This is a genomic window from Hymenobacter fodinae (assembly GCF_004745825.1).
GTDB lineage: Bacteria > Bacteroidota > Bacteroidia > Cytophagales > Hymenobacteraceae > Hymenobacter > Hymenobacter fodinae.
The window spans coordinates 1,196,808-1,210,555 of the sequence record NZ_SRLA01000002.1; the positions used below are offsets into that span (position 1 = coordinate 1,196,808).

Annotated in this window: 9 protein-coding genes; 4 read left to right on the forward strand and 5 right to left on the reverse strand. The window is 57.7% G+C overall.

Translation table 11 applies throughout. The features are described from left to right. Positions 1–59: 59 nt before the first annotated feature. The 4 genes from EU556_RS12425 to EU556_RS12440 all read left to right on the forward strand — a co-directional run bounded on the left by EU556_RS12425 (position 60) and on the right by EU556_RS12440 (position 8,791). On the forward strand, positions 60–1,544 hold the full coding sequence (locus EU556_RS12425; protein ID WP_135434417.1) for a RagB/SusD family nutrient uptake outer membrane protein: 1,485 nt from the start codon (positions 60–62) through the stop codon (positions 1,542–1,544). A gap of 190 nt (positions 1,545–1,734) precedes the next feature. Then, entirely contained in the window at positions 1,735–3,384 is a 1,650-nt protein-coding gene (locus EU556_RS12430; RefSeq protein WP_135434418.1) for a carboxylesterase/lipase family protein, read from the forward strand. A gap of 142 nt (positions 3,385–3,526) precedes the next feature. After that, on the forward strand, positions 3,527–5,803 hold the full coding sequence (locus EU556_RS12435) for a glycoside hydrolase family 3 C-terminal domain-containing protein (RefSeq protein WP_210116271.1): 2,277 nt from the start codon (positions 3,527–3,529) through the stop codon (positions 5,801–5,803). A 120-nt stretch (positions 5,804–5,923) separates the two neighbouring features. Further along, positions 5,924–8,791: a TIM-barrel domain-containing protein gene (locus EU556_RS12440; RefSeq protein ID WP_135434419.1), complete on the forward strand. Its 2,868-nt coding sequence runs from the start codon at positions 5,924–5,926 to the stop codon at positions 8,789–8,791. Positions 8,792–8,919: 128 nt separating this feature from the next. Here the strand turns inward: EU556_RS12440 and EU556_RS12445 are convergent, their stop codons facing one another. The 5 genes from EU556_RS12445 to EU556_RS12465 all read right to left on the reverse strand — a co-directional run bounded on the left by EU556_RS12445 (position 8,920) and on the right by EU556_RS12465 (position 13,742). After that, entirely contained in the window at positions 8,920–9,690 is a 771-nt protein-coding gene (locus EU556_RS12445; RefSeq protein ID WP_135434420.1) for a 3-keto-disaccharide hydrolase, read from the reverse strand. 139 nt (positions 9,691–9,829) lie between these two features. Further along, positions 9,830–10,723, reverse strand: coding sequence for a hydroxypyruvate isomerase family protein (locus tag EU556_RS12450; RefSeq protein WP_135434421.1), 894 nt, complete (start codon positions 10,721–10,723; stop codon positions 9,830–9,832). A gap of 3 nt (positions 10,724–10,726) precedes the next feature. Further along, positions 10,727–11,980: a nucleoside permease gene (locus EU556_RS12455; protein ID WP_135434422.1), complete on the reverse strand. Its 1,254-nt coding sequence runs from the start codon at positions 11,978–11,980 to the stop codon at positions 10,727–10,729. 212 nt (positions 11,981–12,192) lie between these two features. Then, entirely contained in the window at positions 12,193–12,669 is a 477-nt protein-coding gene (locus tag EU556_RS12460) for a c-type cytochrome (protein ID WP_135434423.1), read from the reverse strand. A 20-nt stretch (positions 12,670–12,689) separates the two neighbouring features. Beyond that, positions 12,690–13,742 (reverse strand): sugar phosphate isomerase/epimerase family protein, encoded by a 1,053-nt coding sequence (locus EU556_RS12465; RefSeq protein ID WP_135434424.1) that lies wholly within the window; start codon positions 13,740–13,742, stop codon positions 12,690–12,692. Positions 13,743–13,748 lie beyond the last annotated feature (6 nt).

The window sequence follows — 13,748 nt, forward strand, 5'->3', positions numbered from 1 at the left end:
CTGCTGGTTTTCCACCACACAAGCCTGATTCCCACCTTCTTTTTTCGACGATACTACTCATGATACATACAAAAAGCATGTGTGCCGCGCTGCTAACTCTAGGGCTGTTAGCTGGCTGCACCGAAGAATACCTGGACCTGCAACCGCGCGACGCGGTGACCACCGAAACGTTCTATAAGACCGAAACCGACGCCATTCAGGCTACCAACGCCGTGTACTCGCAGCTCAACCAGAGCGGCATGTTCAACCAAGCGCTGTGGGGTATCGGCGACATCATGTCGGACAACTCGAATACCGGGGGTGGGGGTGCCGCCGACGGTATTGAGTTTCAGCAGCTCGATAACTTCACCATCCCAACTACCAACCCCCTAACCACCAACCATTGGCAGCGGGCGTATCTGGCCATTGGGCAGGCCAACCAGGTGCTGCTACGGGTGCCCGACATTCAGATGACGGAAGCCATAAAGCAGCGCTGCCTCGGCGAAGCGGCTTTCCTGCGGGCCCTGTATTACTTCTACCTCGTGCGCGGCTACGGCGATGTGCCGTTGGTGCTCACGCCGGCCCAAAGTGCCGCTGAAGTGGCCAACATCACCCGCACGCCCGCCGCACAGGTGTACGCCCAGATTGTTAAAGACCTGCAGGATGCCATTACCAAGCTGCCCGCTACCGACTATACCGGCAACGACGTAGGCCGCGCCAACAAGTGGTCGGCCACGGCTTTGCTGGCCAAGGTGTACCTGACGCAGGGCGACATGGCCAATGCTGCCACTCAGGCCCGCGCGGTTATTTCGGGCTCGGGCAAGAGCTTGTGGCCCAACTTCGCCGATAACTTCAAGGTGGAGAATGAGAACGGCCGCGAGTCACTGTTTGAAGTGCAGTTTAAGTCGGGCCTCAACACGTATACCACCGATGGCCCCGGCTTCATTGGCAACGACTTCTGGGGACCTCGCTTTATCTATGTAGTGCCAGCCGGAGGCTATGGCTTCAACGTTCCGGAGCCCGACCTGGTGCGTGGGTATGAGAACGGTGATACGCGCCTGGATGCTACCATCATCCGTCCCGGCTTCGTGTACGCCGACGGTACCGTGCAACCCGCTACACTGGTGGGCTCGCCCAATGGCTACAACGTAAAGAAATTCTTCGTGGGCAAGGTGAATACCACCATCTGGGATTCGCCCCTGAACGTGCCAGTACTACGTTTGGCTGAAATGTACCTGATTCTGGCTGAGGCTGTAGGGCCAACTGCTGAAGGGCTGGAAGCCGTGAACAAGGTGCGCCGCCGAGCCTTCGGCCTGCCCATTGATACGCCTTCGGCCCGCGACCTGACGGCTGCCACGCCCAACTTCAAGGATGCCATTCTGCAGGAGCGCCGCAACGAGCTGGCCTTCGAGAACGACCGGTGGTATGACCTGAAACGGACGGGTAAGCTGATTTCCACCATGCGCGCTCAGGGCAAAGCCATACAGGACTTTAACGTGCTGCTGCCCATTCCGCAGGCCGAAATCAACGTGAACCCAAACCTGACACAAAACCCAGGTTACTAACGCGGAGGTGGGCTGTTGCGACAGCCCGCGGTATACGAGCAGGAGGAGCGGCGCCTAGCTGCCGGGCGCTGCTTCTCTTACCCGTAGCATTTGGGTGTTACTTTGATGCATGAATTGAGTTAGGTCAGTTGGCTCAGCCGTACGACCTTAGCTACTGCATCATCGTACTTGACTACATACCTTTCTGAGCATGAAACTACCCCTGATCTTGATGCTGCTATCCGTGCAGCTGGTACCACTGGCAGAAGCCCAAACCAAAGCAAAAACGGCTTCTGCCAGTGGCCTAGCTGCTAACCGGGCGCAGGTAACCACTGGCCTACTCGAAGGCACCACGGCGGCTAGCGGCGTACATGAGTTTAAAGGAGTACCCTTTGCGGCACCGCCCGTCGGAAACCTTCGGTGGAAAGCGCCGCAGCCGGTACAGAAATGGACCGGCGTGCGGCAGGCCAAGCAGTTCGGCCCCCGGGCCATGCAGCTTCCCCTGTTCGGCGACATGAACTTCCGCTCCAACGGGGTGAGCGAAGACTGCCTTTACCTGAACGTCTGGACGCCCGCGAAGTCTAGTCAGGAGAAGCTGCCCGTGCTGGTGTATTTCTACGGCGGCGGCTTTGTGGCCGGGGATGGCTCAGAACCACGCTACGATGGCGAGAGCATGGCTAAGCGCGGTATTGTGGCCGTTACGGTAAATTACCGCCTCGGGATATTCGGGTTCCTGGCTCACCCTGAGCTCTCGCAGGAATCACCAAACAAGGCCTCCGGCAACTATGGGTTTCTCGACCAGAGCGCGGCCTTGCGCTGGGTACAGCAGAACATTGCCGCCTTTGGCGGCGACCCCAAGCGCGTGACCATTGCCGGCGAGTCGGCGGGCTCTATGTCCGTGAGTGCCCAGATGGCTTCGCCCTTGTCTAGAACTCTGTTTGCGGGTGCCATCGGCGAAAGCGGCTCCATGCTGAACACCGGTTTTGGCCCCCTGCCGTTGACAGAAGGAGAGAAGAACGGGGTGGCGTTTGCCACTAGCCTAGGAGCCTCTTCGTTGGCTGCATTGCGCGCTATGCCAGCCCAGCAGCTGCTGGAGGCAACGGGCAAGCCGGGTATTCCGCGTTTTGCCCCCACCCTCGACGGCTACTTCTTCACGGAAATGCCCACGGCCACGTTTGCGGCTGGTAAGCAGGCCCATGTGCCCTTGCTGGTGGGCTGGAACTCTCAGGAAATGGGCTACCAGGCCTTGCTAGGCCAGGAGGCGCCCACGCCCGAGAGCTTCCGCCAGGCCGTAACCAAGCTCTATGGTGATAAGGCCGAAGAGGTGCTTAAGCAGTATCCTGCTACCACGGCCCAGGAAGCGGAGCAGGCTGCTACCGACCTGGCCGGCGACCGGTTTATTGCCTACAGCACTTGGAAGTGGGCCGATGCGCACAGCCAGACCGGCGGGCAGCCCGTGTACCGCTACTACTACGCCCGGCCGCGCCCAGCCATGACCCCCGAAATGGGCAACGCTACGGCAGGCCTAGCGGGCGGTGTGGTAAAGCAACCCGCCTCGGCGCCGAAAGCACCGCCCGCCAAGGGCGCCGTACACTCCGCCGAAATCGAGTACGCCCTTGGCAACCTGGCTACCAACAAAGTATACGCTTGGACGCCCGACGACTACAATGTGTCGGACACTATGCAGCGCTACTTCGCCAACTTCATCAAGACTGGCAACCCCAACGGCAGTGGCCTACCCAACTGGCCCGTGGCTACCGGCGCCCAGGCGCCCGTGCTGCACATTGACGTAACCACCCGCGTAGTACCCGACTCGCATCGGGCGCGCTACGAGTACCTCGACAAGCTGGCCACTAAGTAGCCAGCGCGCTTAGCGGGTTAAGCGCGGCCGCTAGGCCACTGTAACGAGCACTTACTAACACTGCGGCTTGCAATGGGTAGCCAGGGAGAATTTCCTGGTGCACCTGGCCTAGCTGCGTCTTTCAACTCCTTATTTCCTCTGCATGTCCTCCCCATCCTCACGCGTAACGGCTCTTTTGGGCACCACTCTATTCTGCGCTATGACCAGCTTGAGCACGGCCCAAACCAAACCCGCCAATACTAAAAGCACCCAAACGGGCCAGAACCGGCAAGCCGCTTTAACGGTTAACGATGCTAAAATCGAGGCGCTCATCAAGAAGATGACGCTGGAAGAAAAAGTAGCCATGTTGCACGCCAACTCTGCGTTTGCAGCCGGTGGCATCAAGCGCCTGGGTATTCCAGAAATCATGACGTCGGACGGGCCCCACGGGGTGCGCCCGGAGCAGGGCCGCGACTGGAAGGGCGTGAAGGGCGCCAACGATGCCGGCACCTACATGCCTACCAACAACACGCTGGCCTCTACCTGGAACCCTACCCTGGGGTATGCCTATGGCACGGTGCTGGGCAGTGAAGCCAGATTCCGGGGGAAAGACATCATCCTGGGCCCCGGCATCAACATTGTGCGGGCCCCGCTGAACGGCCGCAATTTTGAGTACATGAGCGAAGACCCCTACCTGATTTCTAAGATGGTGGTGGGCTACATCCGGGGCGTGCAGGACCAGGGCGTGTCGGCGAGCGTGAAGCACTACGCAGCCAACAACCAGGAGGAGCACCGCAACGACATTGACGTAGAAATGAGCGAGCGGGCCCTGCGCGAAATCTACCTGCCGGGCTTCAAGGCGGCGGTGCAGGAAGGCGGGGCGCACACGCTCATGGGCTCCTACAACAAGTTTCGGGGGCAGTACGCCACCGAGAATGCCTACCTCATGAACACCATTCTGAAAGGGGAGTGGGGATTTAAGGGATTAGTAATCAGCGACTGGGGTTCGGTGCATAACACTATGGATGCCCTGCGCAACGGCACCGACCTAGAGATGGGCACCGACCTGGCCCTGATGTATAAGAGCGTAGACCAGAGTGCTGCCAGCGGTGGGCCTTCCGCTTCGCGCACCATCTACGACCAGTTTTATCTCGCCGATGCGGCATTGGATGCCATCAAGAAAGACAAGACTCTTGAACCCCTCCTCGACGACAAGGTGCGGCGCATATTGCGCGTGATGTACGCCACCAACATGCTGGATGGTGCCAAGCGCAAGCCCGGGGCCTATAACACCAAAGAGCACCAGGCCACGGCCCTAAAGGTAGCCGAGGAAGGCATTGTGCTACTGAAAAACGAGGGCAACATGCTGCCCCTGAAGAAGACGGTGAAGAGCATTGCCGTGATTGGCCATAACGCCACCCGCGAAAACTCCCTTGGTGGGGGTAGTGCCCAGGTAAAGGCGAAGTACGAAATCACGCCACTGCAGGGCCTGAAGAATGAGCTGGGCGACAAGGTGAACATCACCTACGCTCAGGGCTACAAAATTGCCCGCGACCAAAAAGCCGATCCGCAGATGATTGCCGAGGCCGTAGCCGCTGCCAAAGCCGCCGATGTGGTGGTGTATGTGGGTGGATCTACCCACGGCTACGACTACAGCAAGTGGAGCGATAACGCCTACGATGCCGAAGGCTTCGACAAGCCCGATATGAAAATGCCCTTTGGGCAGGATGAGCTAATTCAGGCGGTGCTCAAGGCCAACCCCAATACGGTGGTGGTACTGATGGGGGGCGGCCCAATTGACGTATCGGCGTGGGCCGGACAAACCAAGAGCATTGTGGAAGCCTGGTACCCCGGTATGGAAGGTGGCAATGCCATTGCCCACGTACTGTTTGGTGATGTAAACCCCTCAGGCAAGCTGCCCTTCACTTTCCCCGTGAAACTGGAAGACTCCCCGGCCCACAAGCTGGGCGAGTACCCCAGCACGCCCGGCAACCCGCTGAAGCAGACGTATAAGGACGACATCTTCGTGGGGTACCGCTACTACGATACTTACAACGTAGCGCCGCAGTTCGCTTTCGGACACGGCCTGAGCTACACCACGTTCAAGTACAGTGGCCTTAGTGTAACGCCTAGTGGCAAGAGTGCCACCGTGAAGCTGACCGTGACCAACGATGGAAAAACAGCCGGCGCCGAAGTGGTGCAGGTGTACGTGAAAGACGAAAAAGCCAGCGTGAAGCGCCCTGAGAAGGAGCTGAAGGGTTTTGAGAAGGTATTCCTGAAGCCCGGCGAATCGAAGGTGGTGACGCTGACCCTGGATCAAAACGCCTTTCAGTACTACGATGAAGGTAAGAAGCAGTGGGTGCTGGAACCCGGTAAGTTCGATGTGCTAGTGGGAGGCTCCTCGCGCGACATCCGGCTGACTGGCAACGTAACGCTCTAACCTGGAAAGGGGTGGCCTAGGCCACCCCTTTTTTTCGCTTCTACCACCTGGCCTATCCTGTTCACCACTCATCGGCTTTGAGCTTGCTAGGCCACCTATTTTGTACCACTTCCTTTCCGTATGTTATCATCTCAACGCCTTTATTGCGTTTCGCTACTAAGTATTGTATTCTCTTCCCAGGCCTGGGCCGGGCCTGCGCCAAAAACCAAAGTCGAAAAGCAGGCCGATGGGATTCTGATTCACCTGACGCCAGCCAACGAGCAGGCCACACGCACCATCCGGCTGCAGGTAGTCTCCGATAAAATTGTGCACGTGCAGGCCAGCCCCCTGGATACCTTATCATCGGGTAAAAGCCTGATGGTAGTAGAGCAGGCACGGCAGCCCGTAAAGTGGCAATACAAGGAAAAGAAAGGGCAAGGCATCCTCAGCACTAACGCCCTAACTGCCACCGTCTCGCTGACCACCGGTGAAATCCAGTTTGCAGACGCCAAGGGTAGGCCTATTCTGCAGGAGCGCAAAAACGGCGGCAAAACCTTTACGCCCACTATTGCCGATGGCCAGCCGTTTTACCAAGTGCAGCAGGTGTTTGAGTCGCCGACTGATGAAGGGCTATATGGCCTAGGCCAGCACCAGAACGGCACCATGAACTATAAAGGCCAACAGGTAGAGCTGGCCCAAAACAACACCGATGTAGCGGTGCCCTTCCTGCTGTCAAGCAAAAACTACGGCATCCTCTGGGATAACTACTCCATCACCAAAGTCGGTGATACGCGCGACTACGAGCCTCTTTCTACTTTAAAACTTTACGCCAAAGACGGTACCCCCGGCTGGCTTACGGCCACCTATGTCAGCCGCAACAAGCCCAGCCAAGTGGTAGTGCAGCGCCCCGAGTCGGTGCTGAACTATGAGTACCTGGAGGACCAGAAGAACTTTCCCACCGAAGTAAAGCTCGGGGAGGTCTTGGCGAACTGGGAGGGTAGTATTGAGTCGGGTACCAGTGGCCTACACCATTTTCTGCTCAAGAACGCCGGCTACGTGAAGCTCTACATCGGCGGTAAGCTGGTGGTTGATAAGTGGCGACAGGCTTGGAACCCCGGCACCTCGGTGGTAGCCTTCGAGATGGTGAAAGGGCAGAAGTACCCCATCAAGCTAGAGTGGAACCCCGATGGTGGCGAGTCGTACCTGGGGCTGAAGTGGCTGAGTCCGCTCACCGGCCAAAGCCAGAGCGAGTACGGCTTCCGGTCAGAAGCGGGGCACGACTTGAACTACTACTTCGTGCAGGGCAACTCGGCCGATGAGGTTATCAGCGGCTACCGGCAGCTGACGGGGCCGGCGCCCATTATGCCCAAGTGGGCCCTGGGCTTCTGGCAGAGCCGTGAGCGGTACAAAACCCAGCAGGAAATGCTAGACGTGGGTGCCGAATTTCGCAAGCGCCAGGTTCCCATCGACAACATCGTGCTCGACTGGTCGTATTGGAAGCCCGCCGAGTGGGGCAGCCAGGAGTTTGACCCTACCCGCTTCCCCAACCCCGATGCCCTCATCAAAACCCTGCATGAGCGCGACAACCTGCACTTCATGATTTCGGTGTGGGCCAAGATTTACGAGGGCATTCCGGTCTATAATGACTTCAAGGCCAAGGGCTACCTGTACCCGCGCAATATTGCCAACCGCACCAAAGACTGGATTGCGCCGGGCTATACCTCCACCTTCTATGACGCCTTCAACCCGCAGGCCCGTACCGCCTTCTGGAACCTGATGAACACCAAGCTCTTCACCAAAGGCGTGGATGCTTGGTGGATGGATGCCTCGGAGCCCGACATCTACTCCAATACCAACGTGCAGACCCGCAAGGAGCTGATGAATCCAACCTTCCTGGGCTCCTCCACGCAGTACTTCAACGCCTTCCCGCTGCAAAACGCCAAGGGCATCTACGAGGGGCAGCGCCAGACGGCGCCTAACCAGCGCGTATTTCTGCTCACGCGCTCCGGCTACGCAGGTTCTCAGCGTTACGCAGCCGCCATCTGGAGCGGTGATATTGCCTCGCGCTGGGAGGACTTTAAAAACCAGATTCCGGCGGGGCTCAACTTCTCTATGTCGGGCATTCCGTACTGGACCTCCGACATTGGCGGCTTTGCCGTGGAGCGCCGCTACGAGAAGCCGAACGCTACCGACTTGGAGGAGTGGCGCGAGTTGAACACCCGCTGGTACCAGTACGGGGCGTTTTGTCCGCTGTTCCGGGTGCACGGGCAGTTTCCGTTCCGTGAGATTTACAACATCGCGCCCGAAGGGCATCCAGCCTATCAGAGCATGTTGTACTACGATAAGCTGCGCTACCGGCTGATGCCCTACATCTACTCGCTGGCCGGCCAGACCCATCACCAAAACTCCACTATCATGCGGGGCTTGGTAATGGATTTTGGCGCTGATGCGGCTGTCCGGAATGTGGCCGATGAATTCCTGTTTGGCCCCAACCTGCTGGTGGCGCCCATCACCAACTACAAGGCCCGCAGCCGGCAGGTCTATCTGCCCGCCACTACAGGTTGGTATGATTTCTATTCCGGCCGACACCAGGCCGGAGGCCAGACGCTCACGGTGGAAGCACCCCTGGAGCGGATGCCGCTCTTCGTGAAGGAGGGCTCCATCATTCCTTTCGGCCCGGAAATCCAATATGCCGCCGAAAAGCTGCCCGACCCTATTACGCTGTATGTGTACACCGGCCAGGATGGGCAGTTCTCGCTCTATGAAGACGAAAATGTAAACTACAACTACGAGAAGGGCGCGTCAGCCACTATTCCGTTCACTTACAACGAAAAGTCCCGCACGCTCACGATTGGTGCTCGAAAAGGCTCATTCCCCGGCATGCAGGAGAAACGGACGTTCAATGTGGTCTGGGTGAGTAAAGACAGGCCAACCGCCTTTAATCTCGAGGCTGCTCCCGCCAAAACAGTGGCCTACGACGGTAGCGCTATTTCCGTGAAGATGGAGTAGCGCCTTTAGCTCCCTGGGCTTACCCTTATAGGCAAAGGGAATATAGGACGAGTGAGTAAAACACAAAAAATCCGCCGGACGCGCTGAAGTCAGCTGCATCCGGCGGATTTTTGTGTTTTACTGAGGGCTTACAGCTCCCGGATCCAGATGTTGCGGAAGCTGAGAGGCTCGCTCTTGTCGCCGTGGGCTTGCAGCTTGATGGGGGAGGCCCCATGCGCCTGCTTATACTCAGCTTTACCGATATACTGGGTCGGGCCAGTTAGCGTGGTGTTGTTCTGCACTACCACGCCGTTGAACAGCACCGTCACGCGGGCGGGTGTGAGCATGGAGCCATCGGGTTTGAAGGTAGGGGCAGTCCAGAACACATCGTAGGCTTGCCACTCGCCAGGTTTGCGGGCGGGGTTAACCAGCGGAATGTGCTGCTTGTAGATGCTGCCAGCCATGCCGTTTACGTACGTTTTGTTGTTGTACGAATCCAGAATCTGCAGCTCGTAGCCCAAATCGCCTTTACCGATAGAAGCCAGAAACAAACCACTGTTGCCGCGCGCCTGACCTGTGCCACTAATGTTGGCTGGCACGCGCCACTCTAGATGCAGCTGGTAGTTAGTGAAGCTCTGCTTGGTTTCGATATTTCCCGTAGTCTTATCAATGGTCAGCAAGCCATCGGCTACTTTCCACTTAGCCGGCTTCGTGCGGTCGTCAGCCGTCACCCACTGGCTCAAGTCCTTGCCGTTGAAGAGCACTACGGCATCGGACGGGGGCGCTGGGAAGCTGGGCGTGGCGACAACGGTTTTGGGCACGGGCTCCCATACTTCCGTGTCTTCGGGTTTGGCAGTTTGCTGGGCGCAGGCCATAAGTGAAAAGCCAAGGAAGGTGGTCGTGAGGATAGCTAGCTTCATAAACGTGGGAAAGGAAAGGTGAGGTAATGTAACCCCAAACAGCGCGAGGAATCTAGAAAGTGACCTAAAGGGTGACCCAGATTTCTCGCGCTGCTCGAAAGGATAGTTCGGTAGGTCAGAGGATTATTGGCCTACTGGCCTACACGTCGCAGAGTTGCACCGCTTGCCGTAGCGAGGCCAGCTTATCAGGCTGCTGGGGCATGAATTCCTGCGCCACGTAGCCCTTGAAGCCGGTGGCTTTAATAGCCCGGATAATGGCCGGGTAGTTCAGCTCCTGCGCGTCACCAATTTCATGGCGGCCCGGCACGCCGGCGGTGTGGTAGTGGGCAATGTAGGGGTGATACTCCGTAAGGGTCCGGATGACGTCGCCCTCATTAATCTGCATGTGGTAAATGTCGTAGAGCAGCTTGAAGTGTTCCGAGCCGAGCTTTTTGGCCAGTTCCACGCCCCACTGGGTTCGGTCGCACTGGTAGTCTTTGTGGTCGATTTTGCTGTTGAGCAACTCCATCACCAGCACCACCTTGTGCTTCTCGGCCAGCGCCATCAGGGGCTGCAGCCCTCGCACGCAGTTAGCCCAGCCCTGCTCATCCGACATACCCCGACGGCTCCCGCTGAAGCAAATCAGGTTGGTGTAGCCGGCCTTAGCTACCAGCGGAATCATCTCCGAATACTGTTTCTGCAGCTGGGCGTGGAAGCGAGGGTCGTTGAACCCATCGGTCAGGTTGATTTCCGCGCCGTTGCACATGGGCGAGTCAAGGCCGTACTTCTTCAGCGTAGGCCAGTCTTTCGGTCCCACCAAGTCAATACCCTGAATGCCCATTTCCTTAGCGGAAACGCACAGCTTGTCCAGGGGCATGTCCTGGAAACACCAGCGGCACACCGACTGACGGATGTTGTTCTTGAGGGCTGCTAGGCTACTTATGGCCGGTTGCGAGTCGGTAGTGCAGGCGCTAGCTATGCTCAGGGTGCTCACGGCCGCGGTGCCCGTAAGTAGACCCCGGAGAGCGGTGCGGCGGTTCCAGAGGGAGGCCATAGGCTAGTTGGCTTGGGCCAGGGAAGGGGCCTGATCATAGGAAGCCGCAGCTTCGGCCTGGGGCTGGGCGCGGTCCTTGAACAGGAGCAGGAACAGCAACAACACTACCACCGCAATGCCCGCCGGAATCAGCCAGATCATGCGCCAGTCGTGGGTGGTAGCGGAGGTTTGGTAGGCATCAAAGATGCGGCCCGATAGTAGCGTGCCAATCAGCATACCCACGCCATAGGTAGCCAGTGTGATGAAGCCCTGCGCCGAGCTTTTAAACCGCTCACCGGCGAGGTTATCGGTGTAAATCTGACCCGTTACAAAGAAGAAGTCGTAGCAAATACCGTGGAGCACAATGCCCGCAATAAGCATCCAGTAGTTGCTTTCGGCGTTGCCGTACGCGAAGCACACGTAGCGTAGCACCCAGGCTAGCATACCAATAGCCAACATCTTCTTTACTCCTAACCGGCTGAAAAACACCGGAATCAGCAGCATAAATAGCAGCTCCGACACCTGGCCTAGGCTCTGCACACCGGCCGCTTTCTTCATGCCCACCTCGTTAAGGAAAGGGTTAGTAAAGCCATAGTAGAAGGCCAGGGGAATGCAGATGGCAATGGAAGCCAGAAAGAAAATTAGGTAAGAGGGGTTCTTGAGCAGGCCAATGGCATCAAGGCCCAGCATATCACCCAGCGAAGTCTGCTGACCACTTTTCACGGGCGGCGTGGCTGGTAGCGTGAAGCTGAACAGGCCTAGCAGGGCCGAGGCACCGGCCGCCATCAGGAAAGTGGCCTGCAGACTGCCGCTCTGCTCCCAGTTCAGCCAGCCAATAGTGAGGCCGGCTATAATCCAACCAAGTGTACCTAGCACCCGAATAGGAGCAAACTCTTTCTGCGGGTTCTGCATCTGCCGGAAGGCGATGGAATTCACCAGCGCCAGCGTAGGCATGTACAGAATCATGTAGGTCAGGATATTGGGGTAAAAGCTTCCGAAATCTGGAGAAGTAGAGGCACGCCATAACAGAAACGCCCCGGCTAAATGCAGCACGCCCAAAATCTTCTGGGCCGAGAAGAACCGGTCAGCAATTAGCCCAATGATGAACGGCGCCACAATAGCCCCGATGGATTGCGTCAGGAACGCCACACCCACTTGCGTGCCGGTGGCGTTCAGGTTACGCAGTAAATAGGTGCCTAACGTCACAAACCACGCGCCCCAGATGAAAAACTCCAGAAACATCATGATGGACAGCTTAATCCGGATAGCAGGGGTCATGGGCGGGAAGGATTAGGATATGTGGAGCTGAGAAGGAAAGCTGGGGGAGTGCGCGGAAGGTATGTTGTTAACTAGCCGTCAGGCCGAAAGAAGTCGAACTAAGGCCTGAGCAAGCCTCTCTACCGCCATGTTGTGACGCTAGGCCAATACCTAGAGTAGTAAAGATGCTTTGCTTGTGCTCAGCGTAACGACTCTAGGCGCTAGGCCGCCGGCTACTTAAGGCTGAGGATGTAGCGAGTCATTTCTTTGGCGTCGGCTACGGATAGGCCGGGGTGGGGCGTCATAGCAATGTCGCCCCAGTTGCCTTTGCCACCTGTTATAACCTTGTTAGCCAACATTGTGATGTTGGCGTCGGTAGCAGGATATTTCGCGGCCACGGCTTTGTATGCAGGGCCCAAGAGTTTTTCATCAACACGGTGGCAGCTGGCGCAGTCGGCGCCTTCCATCAGCTTAGCGCCTGTGGCCACGGCGCCTCCCGTGGGAGAAGTGCCGATTTTATTGGTGCTAGTGTCAATCTGGGGCTGATGTGCCACGGCCGTCGCGTTGGCCGCCGTAGTGCTGTCTTTTTCTAACGGATCAGATTCGGCCAGTGTGTATTCTTCTTTCTTGGCGGAGGCTTGTTCATCGGAACCAGATCCGCAGGAGGCCAGCGAGGCGCAAAAGCCCAGGAGCAGCAAAGCTTTTTTCATAGTAGAAAGGCTAGGGGAGGTTAGAGGCCTAGCACGGTTTTGTTGAAGTTTTCGTCGGTACCCGTCGCGGCAAAATCGTCGAAGGCTTTGTCGGTTACCCGGATGATGTGGTCCTTGATGAAAGCGGCTCCTTCGCGGGCACCGTCTTGAGGGTGTTTAAGGGCGCATTCCCACTCCAGCACGGCCCAGCCGGGGAAGTCGTACTGCGCCATTTTGCTGAAGATAGCCTTGAAGTTTACCTGCCCGTCGCCGAGGGAGCGGAAGCGGCCGGCGCGGTCGAGCCAGCTCTGGTAGCCGCCGTACACGCCCTGCCTGCCAGTAGGGTTAAACTCGGCATCCTTCACGTGGAACATGCGAATGCGCTCGTGGTAGATATCAATGTACTCCAAATAATCGAGGCATTGTAGCACGAAGTGGGAGGGGTCGTAGAGGAGGCAGGCGCGGGGGTGATGCTGTACCTTATCCAGGAACATCTCGTAGCTGATGCCGTCGTGCAGGTCTTCGCCCGCGTGCACTTCGTAGCACAGATCCACTCCGCACTCGTCAAACGTTTGCAGGATGGGCAGCCAGCGACGAGCCAATTCCGTGAAGCCAGTTTCCACTAAGCCAGCCGGGCGTTGGGGCCAGGGGTACACCATGGGCCACAGTAGAGCACCGCTGAATGTAGCGTGAGCAGTGAGCCCCAGGTTTTGAGAGGCTTTCGCGGCGTACTTAAGCTGTTGCACCGCCCATTCCTGGCGGGCCTTGGGGTTGCCTTGCACCGCAGCGGGCGCAAAGCCATCAAATAGCTGATCGTAGACGGGGTTAACGGCCACCAGTTGGCCCTGCAGGTGGGTAGAAAGTTCCGTGATTTCGAGGCCGGCGGCTTGCACCTTGCCCTTCAACTCATCGGCATACGTCTGGCTTTCGGCGGCCAGCTGCAGATCGATGAAGCGGCTATCAGTGGTGGGCAACTGCACTCCTTTGAAGCCTAGGCCACTGGCCCACGCGCAGATCGACTCCAGCGAGTTGAATGGAGCCTCGTCGCTGATAAACTGCGCTAGAAAAATGGCCGGACCTTTTATTGTTTTCATAGGTTG

Coding starts and splice junctions, on each gene's coding strand:
- EU556_RS12465 (WP_135434424.1), bottom strand. CDS start 13,742: ATGAAAACAATAAAAGGTCCGGCCATTTTTCTAGCGCAGTTTATCAGC.
- EU556_RS12445 (WP_135434420.1), bottom strand. CDS start 9,690: ATGAAGCTAGCTATCCTCACGACCACCTTCCTTGGCTTTTCACTTATG.
- EU556_RS12450 (WP_135434421.1), bottom strand. CDS start 10,723: ATGGCCTCCCTCTGGAACCGCCGCACCGCTCTCCGGGGTCTACTTACG.
- EU556_RS12460 (WP_135434423.1), bottom strand. CDS start 12,669: ATGAAAAAAGCTTTGCTGCTCCTGGGCTTTTGCGCCTCGCTGGCCTCC.
- EU556_RS12440 (WP_135434419.1), top strand. CDS start 5,924: ATGTTATCATCTCAACGCCTTTATTGCGTTTCGCTACTAAGTATTGTA.
- EU556_RS12430 (WP_135434418.1), top strand. CDS start 1,735: ATGAAACTACCCCTGATCTTGATGCTGCTATCCGTGCAGCTGGTACCA.
- EU556_RS12425 (WP_135434417.1), top strand. CDS start 60: ATGATACATACAAAAAGCATGTGTGCCGCGCTGCTAACTCTAGGGCTG.
- EU556_RS12455 (WP_135434422.1), bottom strand. CDS start 11,980: ATGACCCCTGCTATCCGGATTAAGCTGTCCATCATGATGTTTCTGGAG.
- EU556_RS12435 (WP_210116271.1), top strand. CDS start 3,527: ATGTCCTCCCCATCCTCACGCGTAACGGCTCTTTTGGGCACCACTCTA.